Source organism: Erwinia sp. MYb375 (genome assembly GCF_037479175.1).
Lineage (GTDB): Bacteria > Pseudomonadota > Gammaproteobacteria > Enterobacterales > Enterobacteriaceae > Erwinia > Erwinia rhapontici.
This window is the reverse complement of sequence record NZ_JBBGZS010000010.1, coordinates 134425-149395: the sequence shown is the minus strand read 5'-3', so window position 1 is coordinate 149395 and position 14971 is coordinate 134425. Positions and strand designations below refer to the sequence as shown.

Here is a 14971-nt window from a genome sequence, read left to right as displayed (position 1 = left end):
TTTAGATTGGGGTGAGGGAACCCATGAAAATTTGTCTGTGTTTCGCTCAGGCGAATTCGCGGCATATTACCGCTTTGACCTGCTAATGCAATGGTTAATTTTAACGCAAACGTTATCGTTGCAGGCAATCCTTGCACACGCACCGACTGGCGCTAAAATAGACGCCGTCCGTAACATAATGACTGAGAATATCATGAGCGACCTTTTCGCCAATCCCGATCAGACCCTAGATGCGCTGGGCCTGCGCTGCCCGGAACCGGTGATGATGGTGCGCAAGACCGTGCGCCATATGCAGGACGGTGAAACCCTGTTGATTATCGCTGATGACCCGGCCACCACGCGCGATATCCCTGGTTTCTGCCGTTTTATGGAGCATACGCTGGTGGCTCAGAACACCGATGTTCTGCCGTATCAGTTTTTACTGAAGAAAGGATTGTAAGGTGCGGGTCGGGCATGCCCGACCCCTACGATATCCGGCGCTATCCCGGTGTGGCGATGCATGCCCGACCCACAACCTTGTACGTTGCACTATCCTGCCGTGGCGACGTATGCCTGGTCTCTGGTTGCGCTAGCCCGTAGGGGCGAGGCATGCCTCGCCCAACGTTTACCTGCATTATTTCTTGCGTAACAACCGCAGTGCGTTAGCGGTCACTAACGCTGTCGCCCCTGAATCGGCAAGTACCGCCAGCCATAGTCCGGTTATCCCCAGTAACGTCGTCACCAGGAACAGCCCTTTCAGCCCCAGCGCCAACGCCACATTCTGGCGGATATTATTATGGGTGGCGCGCGACAGGCGGATCATCGCGGCCAGGCCATTGAGCCGGTTATGGGTCAGCGCGGCATCGGCGGTTTCCAGTGCGACATCGCTGCCGCTGCCCATCGCAATGCCGATGGTAGCGGCCTTCATCGCCGGAGCATCGTTAATGCCGTCACCGACCATTGCCACCGGCTGCTGCTGATTAAGCTGGCTGATTGCCGCGACTTTATCTTCCGGCAACAGGCCTGCGCGGTAATCAATATTCAACTCAGTGGCGATGGCCGCGGCCGCGCGTGGATTATCGCCCGTCAGCATCACGGCCTGGATGCCCAGTGACTTCAGCTCGTCCAGTGCAGCTTTGGAATCGGCACGCAGCGTATCGCGCAGCGCAATGATCCCCAGCAACTGCTGGCCATCATGCATCAGCACTACGGTATTGCCCGCGTTTTCCAGGGTTTCCACGTTCTCACGCTGCGGTGCCAGCAACCCTTCAGGCAGTTTTGATGGTGCGCATATGGAAAGTAAGCGACCACTCACAATTGCTTCCACACCGCTGCCCGCCAGGGCGCGTTGCGCTTCGGCTTCAGGGATGGTCAGCTGTCGGTCTGTTGCCGCCGCCACAATCGCCAGCGCCAGCGGGTGGGATGAGCCCTGTTCGATGGCGGCAGCCGTTGCCAGTAACTGATGCTCATCCAGTGCGGCCAGCGGCAGAATAGCGGTGACCTGCGGTTTGCCTTCAGTCAGTGTGCCGGTTTTATCAAAGGCGATGGTTCGCACGCTGCCTAGGTTTTCCAGCGCCGCGCCGCCTTTAATCAATGCACCACGGCGTGCTGCAGCGGCCAGCCCGGAAGTGATCGCCGCCGGGGTGGAAATCACCAGCGCGCACGGGCATCCGATCAGCAGCAGTGTTAATCCTTTATAGATCCACGGCTGCCATGCAGCGCCCATGAGCAGCGGTGGTACCAGTACCACCGCCAGCGACAGTGCAATAATGGCCGGAGTATAGATACGGCTGAAGCGGTCGAGGAAACGTTCAATTGGCGCGCGTCGTTCTTCGGCTTCTTCAATCAGATGCAGAATGCGGTCAATGGCACTTTTACCGGGTTCGGACACCACTTCCAGTTGCACCAGACGATCCACGCTCAGGCAACCAGCGGCGATAGTCTCATTTTTCTGGCGTTCAACCGGTACGGACTCCCCGGTGAGGGCACTTCCATCAAAGCTGGCAAAAGCACTGAGCAGTTTCGCATCGGTGGGCAGCCGCGCGCCGGCGGCCACTTCAATCACATCTCCGGGGCGTAACGTGTTCACCGCCACGTTTTCACGCAGCCCTGAACGCAGGCGTAGCGCGGTATCCGGCTTGAGTGCCATCAGCGCAGTCACACCTTTGCGTGCACGTCCGGCGGCAAAGGACTCCAGCCGCTCTCCCAGCATAAACAACAGCAGTACCATCGCCGCTTCTGCGGTAGCCCCGATAAACAGTGCGCCGAGAGCCGCAACGGTCATCAGGGTTTCAATGCTGAATGGCGACCCGCTGCGCATCAGACGCAGGGCGCTGCGGCCAATCGGCCACACGCCAACCAGTGTGGTCAGGGTAAAGGCCAGTGTGCCCACCGGATGATTCAGGCTACTCAGCAGTGCACTTATCGCCATCAGTACAGCCAGCAGAATCAGGCTAATGTTCTCCTGCCAGAAATTTTGTTCGATTTTGGGCGCGATGGGTGCATCACTGCGTTGCAGTTGAAAACCGGCGCGAGCCACTGCCCGTTCAACGTCATCGCGAATATCGCTGTCGGCATCGACCCGCAGTTTTTCGCTGGTAAATATCACGCGCGCCATGGTTATCTGAGGGAGTTGTTTTACCGCGGTTTCTACCTTGCGTGCGCAGGCCGGGCAGTCCATCCCTGTCACCTGCCAGCTGAAGCTTAATGCGCCAGCTGGCCTGTCACCCTCATCATCGGGGTCGTTCCCCGAGCTGCAGGCTGTATCTTCACAACAGGGTGCATCAACGCCTGCTGCGCTGACAGCGGTGATTTTTTGAATAACGGGACGCGGGCGGGTGCTGCATCCGTGCTGTTTGCTGGTGTGCTGGTGACCACAACCACATGAAGAGTGCTGGTGCATAACGCCTCCTGACAGGTATCGGCGGGCACCAATGCCCGTCGAAGCCTATCTTACACTCTGGAGTGGACTCCAGAGTCAAGCACTATACCCGTCATACTTCGGGCCTCAGGTGCGTTGGCTGCACCCGCTCACTCCAGTCACATAGTTATCTATGCTGCTGGAGACTATGAGCCTCATCCGTGAGGCTCACCCTGCGGGCCAGCACAAGTGCTGTTCAAATCGGTTCCTGACCGATTTGTCACGGGCTTGCCGCGTTACTCGGCCTGGCCTCACCCCAGGGGGGCAGCGCGTTGCGCTGTTCAAAAAGGCTAAAGCCTGTTAGTCCTGAAACTCGAATTATTTAGGGTATGGTACAAATTACAACCATAGCGCGCGCACAATCATAAAGTGACCGCCGAAATAGCAGGCGGCGATAATCGCACTGTCAGCGCTAAAGCGGCGGCGATAATGGCTGACTAACCAGACGATGTTACCCAGCAGCAGCAATATTGCTCCGGCCATCAGGGTAAAGGCATCTTCGGACGGCAGAACAAAATAACGTTCCGTTGCCAGCCAGACCATCAGCAGTGCCATACCGAAAAAGGTGCAGATAGGCCAGCGCAGTTCTTCCAGACGGCTCCAGATCGTGGCGATCACCACGCCACCAATGATCAACAGCACTAACGGAATGGGCCAGAACACACTGAGCGTCATCTGGCTGGCGAAGTAGAGGGTATAAAGCAGGTGCGACAGGAAGAAAGCACCGATGGCATACAGCATACGTTTGGTGGGCAGTAACGTGAGCGCATCACCCACCAGTGTTGCCAGTACGCCCAGCAGAATCAGGTAATCAGTGGTTGCCAGCACCGGAGCCTGCCACGCCCAGGCCAGCAGCAGTAACATGGTGACGGGTTTAAACACCCAGCGTTGCCACTGTGGGCCGCGATAGGAGGCATCAACATACAGCCAGCCGGAAAAAAGAACCGCAAGGAATGACCAAATCATAAATTGTCCCTGTCGTTATAGATGAAAGTGATGCAACTTCACTCAGTCTAGGTGAAGGGGGGGGGATGTGACAATGAGAGGTCTCCGGTTGTATCCTGTTGCGCACGCGATGCACACACTCACCTTTTTACCTTCAGGAGGATGAAGAAAACATGAAGCCCCCTCTGATCTTTTTTATCGTACTGGCCGTGATCGCCATCTTAGCGACGCGTCAATTTATTAAGCAGCGTCGTGAAGTGGCGGTTAATGATGCTTCGCCGGTACGGGCTCTGGTGGTGGAAGTGAAATCCAAGCGGGAATACCCGGCACCGAACCGTCGTTCACGTCAACGCGAACATATTCCGGTAGAGGATATGCGTTATGAGGCCTGGTTCCATCCGTTAAATGGGGCGGGCGATTTTAAGCTGGAGTTAACTGCCGGGGACTATCATCAGATGGATAAGGGCAGTAAAGGTGAGCTGAAGGTCAAAGGTTCACGCTTTGTCAGTTTTGTGCCCGAGGCAGCACCCTGATGCGATGCCGGAAAATGATCTTTCCGGCACACAGACCCCGAACCTGATGAGGGAACGCGGCGGGTTACTGCTTAGGAAAATTCTTCTTTTGCCAGGCCAGCAGTTCAAATACCCCGAAGAAAAACACTTTAATCTGCATCAGGCCGCTTAGTTTTTCTGCGCCTTTCGGTTGAGTGGTACGCATCAGCACCAGTTGCAGACCATGCATAATCACCATGAAAAACAGCGCCACGTTAACAAAGTACGTCAGCGGTTTCGGGAACGGGTGTACCACGTTAAGCAGTAAAAAGGCCCAAACGAACAGCATCAGCACGCGGCCTGCATTAATCAGCATTGGAAATCTCCTTGTCAACACAGTGACGAATATACAGGCGGTAGGCCACCTGTCCGGCAATTTTCTCGCGGTGAAGCTGCCAGTTTACCGGGACGGGCGGGATGCCGTGCTCCACTTCACTTTCAACATACACCAGCGCGCCATCACTCAGCCAGCCGTTGCTCTCCAGTAACTGGGCAGTTTGCTCCAGCAGTCCCTTACGGAACGGTGGATCGATAAAGACCAGCTGATGTTCATCCCCTTTTTGCGCCAGAAATTGCAGGGTGTTGGTATTGACCACGCGTCCGCTCTTCGCTCCAAGGGTCGCGAGGTTTTTTTACAGCTGCTGTGCCACCGGGCGCTCCAGCTCCAGCAATGTGGCGCTGGCAGCATGGCGTGACAGTGCTTCCAGACCGAGTGCACCGCTCCCCGCATAGCAGTCGAGGCATTTTGCCTGCTGAATATCAGCGGCCAGCCAGTTGAACAGGGTTTCGCGTACCCGGTCAGTGGTCGGGCGCAGGCCCGCGCTGTCGGGAACCGGCAGCTTACGTCCGCGCCACTGCCCACCAATAATACGTATTTGTCCTGCTGCGCCGTTGCGGGGTTTCTTATTCATCTTGCTGAACTCTTAATAATTTGTTGCATAGTTTAACGGGCTAACCGGGCGGAGGAAACGTAAAAAGGGTGCTGTGATGCGCTTGGCAGAAAGTGTTAGACTAAGAGATTAATTAACAGATTAATTTTCGTACCGGAACCGGAACGGTTTTCCCGCGAGGAGTGTGGTTGCACCATGGCAAAGAATAAAAAACGTGGCTTTTTTTCCTGGCTTGGTCTGGGGCGCGAAGAACAGACGCCACAGGAAGAAGTAAAAGAAACGTTATCACCGCAGCCCTCTGCCGATACGCCAGCGGAAGTGCCCCCTGCCGCTGACTCTGCCCCTGAAAACGCTCACAACGCCGAAGCCGAAGCGGTTGCCCGTGCCGAAGCCGAAGCGGCTGCCCGTGCCGAAGCCGAAGCGACTGCCCGCGCGGAAGCCGAAGCGACTGCCCGCGCCGAAGCCGAAGCGGCTGCCCGTGCCGAAGCCGAAGCGGCTGCCCGTGCCGAAGCCGAAGCGGCTGCCCGTGCCGAAGCCGAAGCGGCTGCCCGTGCCGAAGCGGCAGCCCGCGCCGAAGCCGAAGCGGCAGCCCGCGCCGAAGCCGAAGCGACTGCCCGTGCTGAAGCCGAAGCCCGCGCCGAAGCCGAAGCGACTGCACGTGCCGAAGCCGAAGCGGCAGCCCGCGCCGAAGCCGAAGCGGCAGCCCGTGCTGAAGCCGAAGCGGCAGCCCGTGCTGAAGCCGAAGCGGCAGCCCGTGCTGAAGCCGAAGCAGCTGCGCTGGCCGCTGAGGTTGTGGAAGAAGAGCCACAGCAGGTCGTGGAGCAGGTTCGCCCGACCAAAGAAGGTTTCTTTGCCCGTCTTAAGCGAAGCCTGGTCAAAACCCGTGAAAACCTGGGTTCTGGTTTCATCGGCCTGTTCCGTGGCAAAAAAATTGATGACGATTTATTTGAAGAGCTGGAAGAGCAGTTGTTGATTGCGGACGTTGGCGTAGATACCACGCGTCGCATTATTGCCAGCCTGACGGCGCAGGCGAGCCGTAAGCAGTTACGCGATGCCGAAGCGTTGTACGGCCTGCTGAAAAGCGAAATGGCTGAGATTCTTGCTAAGGTTGAAGCGCCGCTGGATGTCACGGGAAAAACGCCGTTTGTTATCCTGATGGTCGGGGTCAATGGTGTGGGTAAAACCACCACGATCGGCAAGCTGGCGCGTCAGTTCCAGGCAGAAGGTAAATCCGTGATGCTGGCCGCAGGTGATACTTTCCGTGCCGCTGCCGTTGAGCAGTTGCAGGTGTGGGGCGAACGCAACAACATTCCCGTGGTGGCGCAGCATACCGGCGCGGACTCTGCCTCAGTGATCTTCGATGCTATCCAGGCCGCGAAGGCGCGCCACGTTGACGTGTTGATCGCCGATACGGCCGGGCGTTTACAGAATAAATCGCACCTGATGGAAGAGCTGAAAAAAATCACCCGCGTGATGAAGAAGCTCGACGAGCAGGCTCCGCATGAGGTGATGCTGACAATCGATGCCAGCACCGGCCAGAATGCCATCAGCCAGACTAAACTGTTCCACGAGGCCGTCGGCCTGACCGGAATCACCCTGACCAAGCTTGACGGTACAGCGAAAGGCGGGGTGATCTTCTCGGTGGCAGATCAGTTCAACATTCCGATTCGCTACATTGGCGTTGGTGAAGGGATTGAAGATTTACGATCGTTTAAGGCTGACGATTTTATAGAGGCACTTTTTGCCCGAGAGGATTAAATTAGGATGATTCGCTTTGAAGAAGTCAGTAAGGCTTATCTCGGCGGTCGGCAAGCGCTGCAGGGGGTAGATTTTCATCTGCGTCCCGGCGAAATGGCGTTTCTGACCGGACATTCCGGGGCGGGGAAAAGTACCTTGCTGAAGCTGATCTGTGGCATTGAGCGCCCGAGCGCCGGGCATATCTGGTTTGGCGGGCACGACATCAGCCGTCTGAAAAGTCGTGAAGTCCCGTTTCTGCGCCGTCAGATCGGTATGATCTTCCAGGATCACCATCTGCTGATGGATCGCTCGGTGTATGACAACGTGGCGATCCCGCTGATTATCAGCGGGGCCAGCGGTGAAGATATTCGCCGTCGCGTTTCAGCCGCACTGGATAAAGTCGGCCTGCTCGATAAAGCAAAAAGCTTCCCGATTCAGCTGTCTGGCGGTGAACAACAGCGTGTGGGTATCGCCCGTGCGGTCGTCAACAAGCCCGCCGTTCTGCTGGCGGATGAACCGACCGGTAACCTTGATGAGGCACTGTCAGAAGATATTCTGCGCTTGTTTGAAGAGTTCAACCGTGTGGGTGTCACCGTTCTGATGGCGACGCATGATATGGGACTGATTGGTAGCCGTCAGTATCGTTTGATGACGCTCAACCAGGGACGTTTGCACGGAGGTCATCGTGGCGAATAAGCGCAATCCCCGCCCGGCAGCAGCCAAAGCGGTAAAGCAGAAGGTGCCATCCAAAAGCAAAGCGCTGAAAGGCGGATGGCAAGAGCAGTGGCGTTATGCGATGCACGGCTCACTCTCTGACATGTGGCGCCAGCCGCTGGCCACGTTGCTGACAGTCATGGTTATCGCCATTTCTCTGACGCTGCCCAGTGTCTGCTATATGGTTTGGAAAAACGTCAGTCAGGCGGCAGACCAGTGGTATCCCGCCCCGCAACTGACCGTTTATCTGAGCAAAACACTGGATAACGACGCCGCTGAAAATGTCGTGGCGCAGCTGAAAAAAGAAGAGGGCGTCGACAAAGTTAACTACCTGTCACGTGAAGAGGCGCTGGGCGAATTCCGTAACTGGTCTGGTTTTGGCGGTGCAATGGACATGCTGGAGCAGAACCCGCTGCCAGCCGTTGCGATCATTACGCCGAAGCTGAATTTCCAGAACTCATCCACCATGGATAGCCTGCGTGACCGCGTGTCAAAAGTGCAGGGTATTGATGAAGTGAAGATGGACGACAGCTGGTTTGCCCGCCTGGCGGCGCTGACCGGGCTGGTGGGACAGGTGGCATCAATGATCGGCATCCTGATGATTGTGGCGGTGTTCCTGGTGATTGGTAACAGCGTACGTCTCAGTATTTTTGCCCGGCGTGACACCATTAATGTGCAAAAACTGATCGGTGCCACCGATGGGTTTATTCTGCGGCCTTTCCTTTACGGCGGCGCACTGTTGGGCTTCTGTGGGGCACTGTTGTCACTGGTCCTGTCTGAAGTGCTGGTGCTGCGGCTGGAGTCGGTGGTGGCCCAGGTGGCTTCCGTGTTTGGCACCACCTTCGGGTTGCACGGTCTGGCGTGGGATGAAAGCCTGCTGCTGCTGCTGATTGCGGCAATGATTGGCTGGGTCGCCGCGTGGCTGGCAACGGTACAACATTTACGCCGATTTACGCCTCAGTAACCCCTTTACACGTTTTTTTGATATAATCTTCCTCTGCTGCGTGAGAGTTTACCGCAGAGGAAGTTCATCAACTTGTCACTTCCCCCTGCGATTCTGATCCTTTCATGCGCCGCATATTATGTGTAAAACCTCCACTAATCTGATTGAACTTTTGGGGGGTTTTAGCATCATAGTAGGCAGCTTTAGACCTAAAGCTTCGCACAGATTGCTTTCGATTTTTGTCGGCAATTCGCGTAGTGTAGTCAGCGCGTCAGGGAATGGCGCTGTCACCACGCTTAACACAGAGAGGATTTGAATGACCAAAGAAATGCAAAATTTAGCTATTGCTCCCTTAGGCAACCTGGATGCATACATCCGGGCAGCTAATGCCTGGCCTATGCTGACGGCAGAAGAGGAAAAAGCGTTGGCTGAACAGCTGCATTACCAGGGTGATCTGGAAGCAGCTAAAACGCTGATCCTGTCTCACCTGCGCTTTGTCGTTCATGTTGCTCGTAACTATTCTGGTTATGGCCTGCCGCAGGCAGACTTGATCCAGGAAGGTAACATCGGCCTGATGAAAGCGGTGCGCCGTTTTAACCCGGAAGTGGGTGTGCGCCTGGTGTCCTTTGCAGTGCATTGGATCAAAGCCGAAATTCATGAATACGTTCTGCGTAACTGGCGTATTGTGAAAGTTGCCACCACTAAAGCACAACGTAAGCTGTTCTTTAACCTGCGTAAAGCCAAGCAGCGTTTGGGCTGGTTCAACCAGGAAGAAGTCGAAATGGTGGCGCGTGAACTGGGCGTCAGCAGTAAAGATGTGCTGGAAATGGAATCGCGCATGGCTGCGCAGGACATGACCTTTGACCCAACGCCGGACGACGAAGGCGAAGGGCGTTCAATGGCGCCGATGCTCTACCTGCAGGATAAGTCTTCCGACTTTGCCAATGGTATCGAGGAAGATAACTGGGACGATCACGCGGCGGATAAGCTGAGTGATGCGATGCTGGGGCTGGACGAACGCAGCCAGCACATTATCCGCGCCCGCTGGCTTGACGATGACAACAAAACCACCCTGCAGGAGCTGGCCGATCAGTACGGCGTTTCCGCAGAGCGTGTGCGTCAGCTCGAAAAGAACGCGATGAAGAAACTGCGTCTGGCGATTGAAGCATAGTCAATACCATGACAGCAGAGCGACCGGCATGTGGTCGCTATAAGGGCTGACCTTCTTTGAGGTCAGCCCTTTTTTTATTTCAACCATTCACCGTTCTGCTGCTTAAATCCGCCCGCCTGCATAAAGGCGGCTATCACTTCAGGTGCCGACGTTCCGTCGATGCAGACCGACCAGTAGGCCACATCTGGGTTTTGTGCCACTACCTCTTCCAGCAGATACAGCCCGACACCGCGCCTGCGTGTTACCTCCCGCACCTCCAACTGCGACAGCTTCCCCTGACCTGTGCGCACTTCCACTCTGACCGCCGCCAGCAGCCGATCGTTAAAGCGCGCAGCATAGAGTCGGAATTGATCATCCAACTGCGCTTCCAGAGCGTCGATATCAGCCTGTGGCCAGATTTTTTTTAAATCACTGCGATCCTGCTCTGAGCACTGTTGCAGACGGATGATAGTCAGTTTCATCGGAATAACCCGTACGTGAGAAAGGCATATTGTAGCGAAGTTGACCATACTATAACGTGTTAGTTTTTGCGTACAAAAACGAGGCGATGTGTTGAGTCTCTATCCTATATGCCGAGTAAATCATTGTTGATGATTTATCAGCCAGCATAAACTCCTGGGTATTCGGCTAAAATGCCACCGTTCGTGTTAGTGAATTGTCCTGCGGGACCCGCTATTTACTGAATATGTCAGTTGATTTACAGCAGAATATTCCTGTTTAATAACCTGAAATTTAAAGCCTTATTCATAAAAAATGCCGGTAGTCACTCTAACTCGTTCTTAGTTAAGCGTTTATCGCTGATTACACGGCACATAATAAATAGTAACCACAACAGATGGGGTAGTTCGGATGAAAATGAGTAAAGGTAGTGCGTTCCTGGCGGGCTGTGTTGCTCTGGCAATGAGCCATGCAGTAATGGCAAAAGACATCAAAGTCGCCATCGTGGGTGCGATGTCCGGCCCGGTGGCCCAGTATGGCGACATGCAGTGGACAGGCGCGCAGCAGGCTATTGCCGATATCAACGCCAAAGGCGGTATTAACGGCGATAAACTGGTCGCGGTGAAGTATGACGACGTCTGCGATCCTAAACAGGCGGTTGCAGTCGCTAACAAAGTGATTAACGACGGCATCCGTTACGTCATCGGCCACCTGTGCTCTTCCTCCACCCAGCCTGCTTCTGATATCTATGAAGATGAAGGCGTGCTGATGATTACCCCGGCAGCAACCGCACCTGACCTGACCAGCCGTGGCTATAAGCTGATTATGCGTACGACCGGTCTTGATTCTGACCAGGGCCCGACCGCAGCAAAATACATCCTGAGCGAGATCAAACCGCAGCGAATTGCCGTGGTTCACGATAAGCAGCAGTACGGTGAAGGTCTGGCGCGTTCCGTACAGGACAGCCTGAAAAAAGCGGGCGGCAACGTGGTGCTGTTTGAAGGTGTGACCGCAGGCGACAAAGATTTCTCTACGCTGGTGGCGCGTCTGAAGAAAGACAACGTCGACTTCGTCTACTTTGGCGGTTACCACCCGGAAATGGGTCAGATCCTGCGCCAGGCACGTGCGGCCGGTTTGAAAACCCAGTTTATGGGCCCGGAAGGTGTGGGTAACGCTTCCCTCTCTAACATTGCGGGTGCGGCTTCCGAAGGGATGCTGGTGACGCTGCCAAAACGCTATGACCAGGTGCCTGCCAACAAACCTATCGTTGATGCGCTGAAAGCGAAAAAAGAAGATTCTACCGGTCCATTCGTCTGGACAACCTACGCTGCCTTGCAGTCACTGGCCGCCGGTATGGAGCGCAGCAAGAGCGCAGAGCCGGAAGCTATCGTGAAAAACCTGAAAGAAGGCGCAGCAGTGCCAACGGTAATGGGTGACCTCAACTGGGATGAGAAGGGCGACCTGAAAGGCTTCGAGTTTGGTGTATTCAAGTGGCACGCTGACGGCTCTTCCACTGCCGTGAAATAAACCAGGCTGCGGGTCAGGCGTGCCTGGCCCCTACGGAATAATGCAGATCCGTGGGGTAACCCGGTGAATCCCCGGAATAACGGAGATCCTTGGGGTAGCTCAGCGCATCCCCGTAGGGGCCGGGCATGCCCGGCCCTTTGTCGTTTTCATCCACCTGCACCCGCTGTGCAGGTGGATTCGTAAGGTATTAAGGTATGTCCGAGCAGTTTCTCTATTTCTTGCAGCAAATGTTCAACGGTGTGACGTTGGGCAGCACCTATGCGCTGATCGCCATTGGTTACACCATGGTGTACGGCATCATCGGTATGATTAACTTTGCCCACGGCGAAGTGTATATGATCGGCAGCTACGTCTCGTTCATCGTCATCGCCGCATTGATGATGATGGGGATTGATGCCAGCTGGCTGCTGATTGGCAGCGGCTTCGTTGTCGCCGTGGTTATCGCCTCCTGTTATGGCTGGAGTATTGAGCGCGTGGCGTATAAGCCAGTGCGATCGTCTAAGCGCCTGATTGCCCTGATCTCCGCCATCGGGATGTCTATCTTCTTACAAAACTACGTCAGCCTGACCCAGGGCTCGCGCGATCTCGCGCTGCCAAGTCTGGTGACCGGGCAGTGGACGATTGGCGAAAGCAATGGCTTTGCCGCGACCATTTCCACTATGCAGATCGTGATCTGGAGCGTGACGTTCCTCGCCATGCTGGCGCTGACGATATTTATCCGCTACTCACGTATGGGCCGTGCCTGTCGTGCCTGTGCTGAAGATCTGAAAATGGCCAGCCTGCTGGGCATTAACACCGACCGGGTGATCTCACTCACCTTCGTGATTGGTGCGGCAATGGCGGCGGTGGCCGGTGTGCTGCTGGGCCAGTTCTACGGCGTGATCAGCCCTTATATCGGCTTTATGGCCGGGATGAAAGCCTTTACCGCTGCGGTACTGGGAGGCATCGGGAGTATTCCTGGTGCGATGATCGGTGGCCTGATTCTGGGGATTGCAGAAGCCCTGACCTCCGCCTACCTCAGCACGGAATATAAAGATGTGGTGTCGTTCGCGCTGCTGATTGTGGTGCTGCTGGTGATGCCTACCGGTATTCTTGGTCGTCCGGAGGTTGAGAAAGTATGAAAAAGCTCAACCTGCTTAACGCCCTTGTCTCATCGCTGATGCTATTGGTGTTGGCGGCATTCTTTATGGGCATGCGGCTGGATCTTGATGGCACCAAACTGGTGGTCAATAATGCTGGCAACGTGCGCTGGAACTGGATTGCGCTGGGTTGTGGTGTGGTGTTTTTGTTCCAGCTGCTGCGCCCGCTGGTGCAGAGCAGCCTGAAAAAAGTCTCCGGCCCGTCGCTGGTCCTGCCGGGGATTGATGGTTCAACCCCGAAGCAAAAACTGTTCCTGCTGGCTTTAATTGTTGCCGCCGCCGTGTGGCCGTTCCTGGTGTCACGCGGCACGGTGGATATCGCCACCCTGACGCTGATTTACGTCATGCTGGGCCTTGGCCTGAACGTGGTGGTGGGGCTGTCGGGGTTGCTGGTGCTGGGTTATGGCGGGTTTTATGCCATCGGTGCCTACACCTTTGCGCTGCTCAACCACTACTATGGCCTGGGTTTCTGGGAGAGCCTGCCGCTGGCAGGTCTGGTCGCTGCGGCGTTTGGTCTGCTGCTGGGCTTCCCGGTACTGCGTCTGCGCGGTGACTATCTGGCGATTGTTACCCTCGGTTTCGGTGAAATCGTGCGCATTCTGCTGCTGAACAATACAGAGATTACCGGTGGCCCGAACGGCATCAGTCAGATCCCGAAACCTTCTCTCTTTGGGCTGGAGTTTAACCGCAGCGCACGTGACGGCGGTTGGGATACGTTCCATAACTTCTTCGGCCTGAAGTACGACCCGAGCGACCGTATTATCTTCCTGTATATGGTGGCGCTGCTGCTGGTGGTGATCACGCTGTTTGTGATCAACCGTCTGCTGCGTATGCCGCTGGGGCGCGCGTGGGAAGCCCTGCGTGAAGATGAGATTGCCTGCCGCTCGCTGGGCCTCAGCCCAACGCGCATTAAGCTGACCGCTTTCACCATCAGTGCGGCCTTTGCCGGTTTCGCTGGTTGCCTGTTTGCCGCCCGCCAGGGCTTTGTCAGCCCGGAATCCTTCACCTTTGCCGAGTCCGCGTTTGTGCTGGCGATCGTGGTACTGGGCGGCATGGGATCGCAGTTTGCCGTGATTCTTGCCGCGATCTTGCTGGTGGTGTCACGTGAACTGATGCGCGATCTTAACGAGTACAGCATGCTGGTGCTCGGTGGCTTAATGGTATTGATGATGATCTGGCGTCCACAGGGACTGTTGCCGATGAAGCGCCCGCATCTGAAGTTGAAAACGGCAGAAAAAGGAGACCAGGCATGACTCAGCCTCTGTTAGCCGTTAATGGCCTGATGATGCGTTTTGGTGGTTTGCTGGCCGTCAATAATGTGGAACTGGAGCTGCGCCCGCAGGAAATCGTCTCGCTTATCGGCCCGAATGGCGCCGGTAAAACCACAGTGTTTAACTGCCTGACGGGGTTCTATCGCCCGACGGGTGGCTCTATCACGCTGGGGGACAAGCAGCTTGCGGGTCTGCCTGGGCAGAAAATCGCACGCATGGGGATTGTCCGTACCTTCCAGCATGTGCGCCTGTTCCGCGAAATGACGGTGATTGAAAACCTGCTGGTTGCCCAGCATCAGCACCTGAAAAGCGGCGTGTTCTCTGGTCTGTTGAAAACGCCAGCCTTCCGCAAAGCGGAAAGCGAAGCGCTTGACCGCGCAGCGACCTGGCTGGACCGCGTCGGGTTGCTGGCGCTGGCTAACCGCCAGGCGGGTAACCTCGCTTACGGGCAGCAACGCCGTCTTGAGATCGCCCGCTGCATGGTGACGCGTCCGGAAATCCTGATGCTGGATGAACCGGCTGCCGGCCTGAACCCGAAAGAAACTCACGAACTGGATGAGCTGATTGCGGAACTGCGCAACCAGCACAACGTTTCGGTACTGTTGATTGAACATGATATGAAACTGGTAATGGGTATTTCTGATCGTATTTACGTGGTCAACCAGGGAACGCCGCTGGCTAACGGTACGCCGGATGAGATCCGTAATAACCCGGACGTGATCCGTGCTTATCTGGGAGAAGCATAA

At 55.8% G+C, this 14971-nt stretch carries 14 protein-coding genes and 1 pseudogene; 10 read left to right on the top strand and 5 right to left on the bottom strand.

The features are described 5' to 3' along the window. Positions 1-193: 193 nt before the first annotated feature. The gene (gene tusA, locus WH279_RS00735) at positions 194-439 is read left to right on the top strand and encodes a sulfurtransferase TusA (RefSeq protein ID WP_133844261.1); all 246 of its coding nucleotides are present in this window, start codon (positions 194-196) and stop codon (positions 437-439) included. Between the two features lie 174 nt (positions 440-613). Here tusA and WH279_RS00730 read toward each other — a convergent pair whose 3' ends face one another. Together WH279_RS00730 and WH279_RS00725 are read right to left on the bottom strand one after the other, a co-directional pair. After that, a complete protein-coding gene (locus WH279_RS00730) occupies positions 614-2881 on the bottom strand; it encodes a zinc/cadmium/mercury/lead-transporting ATPase (protein WP_339454678.1) in 2268 nt (755 codons plus the stop codon). A 357-nt stretch (positions 2882-3238) separates the two neighbouring features. Further along, positions 3239-3865, bottom strand: a complete 627-nt coding sequence (locus WH279_RS00725) for a lysoplasmalogenase (RefSeq protein WP_200642607.1) — start codon at positions 3863-3865, stop codon at positions 3239-3241. A 152-nt stretch (positions 3866-4017) separates the two neighbouring features. On the opposite strand from WH279_RS00725, the gene WH279_RS00720 reads away from it, so the two are divergent. Beyond that, complete coding sequence (locus WH279_RS00720; RefSeq protein WP_200642608.1) at positions 4018-4377, top strand: DUF2500 domain-containing protein; 360 nt, start codon at positions 4018-4020, stop codon at positions 4375-4377. A gap of 64 nt (positions 4378-4441) precedes the next feature. Here the strand turns inward: WH279_RS00720 and WH279_RS00715 are convergent, their stop codons facing one another. Together WH279_RS00715 and rsmD are read right to left on the bottom strand one after the other, a co-directional pair. After that, complete coding sequence (locus WH279_RS00715) at positions 4442-4711, bottom strand: DUF1145 family protein (protein WP_133844253.1); 270 nt, start codon at positions 4709-4711, stop codon at positions 4442-4444. Beyond that, positions 4701-5306: pseudogene (gene rsmD, locus WH279_RS00710) on the bottom strand (16S rRNA (guanine(966)-N(2))-methyltransferase). The gene WH279_RS00715 and the pseudogene rsmD overlap by 11 nt, the downstream one beginning before the upstream one ends. A 174-nt stretch (positions 5307-5480) precedes the next feature. On the opposite strand from rsmD, the gene ftsY reads away from it, so the two are divergent. From ftsY to rpoH, 4 genes are all read left to right on the top strand, one after another. Further along, entirely contained in the window at positions 5481-7043 is a 1563-nt protein-coding gene (gene ftsY / locus WH279_RS00705; protein ID WP_339454671.1) for a signal recognition particle-docking protein FtsY, read from the top strand. A 6-nt stretch (positions 7044-7049) separates the two neighbouring features. Further along, complete coding sequence (ftsE, locus tag WH279_RS00700) at positions 7050-7718, top strand: cell division ATP-binding protein FtsE (RefSeq protein ID WP_133846607.1); 669 nt, start codon at positions 7050-7052, stop codon at positions 7716-7718. Beyond that, positions 7708-8700 (top strand): permease-like cell division protein FtsX, encoded by a 993-nt coding sequence (ftsX, locus tag WH279_RS00695; RefSeq protein ID WP_133846608.1) that lies wholly within the window; start codon positions 7708-7710, stop codon positions 8698-8700. Before ftsE ends, ftsX begins: the two co-directional genes overlap by 11 nt. 295 nt (positions 8701-8995) lie before the next feature. Beyond that, the gene (rpoH, locus tag WH279_RS00690; RefSeq protein WP_339454665.1) at positions 8996-9850 is read left to right on the top strand and encodes an RNA polymerase sigma factor RpoH; all 855 of its coding nucleotides are present in this window, start codon (positions 8996-8998) and stop codon (positions 9848-9850) included. 74 nt (positions 9851-9924) lie between these two features. Here the strand turns inward: rpoH and panM are convergent, their stop codons facing one another. Then, entirely contained in the window at positions 9925-10311 is a 387-nt protein-coding gene (gene panM, locus WH279_RS00685; RefSeq protein ID WP_339454663.1) for an aspartate 1-decarboxylase autocleavage activator PanM, read from the bottom strand. Between the two features lie 388 nt (positions 10312-10699). Between panM and WH279_RS00680 the strand changes: the two genes are divergently transcribed. The 4 genes from WH279_RS00680 to livG all read left to right on the top strand — a co-directional run bounded on the left by WH279_RS00680 (position 10700) and on the right by livG (position 14971). Continuing rightward, on the top strand, positions 10700-11815 hold the full coding sequence (locus tag WH279_RS00680) for a branched-chain amino acid ABC transporter substrate-binding protein (RefSeq protein WP_339454661.1): 1116 nt from the start codon (positions 10700-10702) through the stop codon (positions 11813-11815). Positions 11816-12009: 194 nt separating this feature from the next. Next, the gene (livH, locus tag WH279_RS00675) at positions 12010-12936 is read left to right on the top strand and encodes a high-affinity branched-chain amino acid ABC transporter permease LivH (RefSeq protein ID WP_133846615.1); all 927 of its coding nucleotides are present in this window, start codon (positions 12010-12012) and stop codon (positions 12934-12936) included. Further along, entirely contained in the window at positions 12933-14207 is a 1275-nt protein-coding gene (locus tag WH279_RS00670; RefSeq protein WP_133846616.1) for a high-affinity branched-chain amino acid ABC transporter permease LivM, read from the top strand. Before livH ends, WH279_RS00670 begins: the two co-directional genes overlap by 4 nt. Then, positions 14204-14971 carry a high-affinity branched-chain amino acid ABC transporter ATP-binding protein LivG gene (livG, locus tag WH279_RS00665; RefSeq protein WP_133846617.1) on the top strand — a complete coding sequence of 256 codons (768 nt, stop codon included), beginning with the start codon at positions 14204-14206 and terminating at the stop codon, positions 14969-14971. Before WH279_RS00670 ends, livG begins: the two co-directional genes overlap by 4 nt.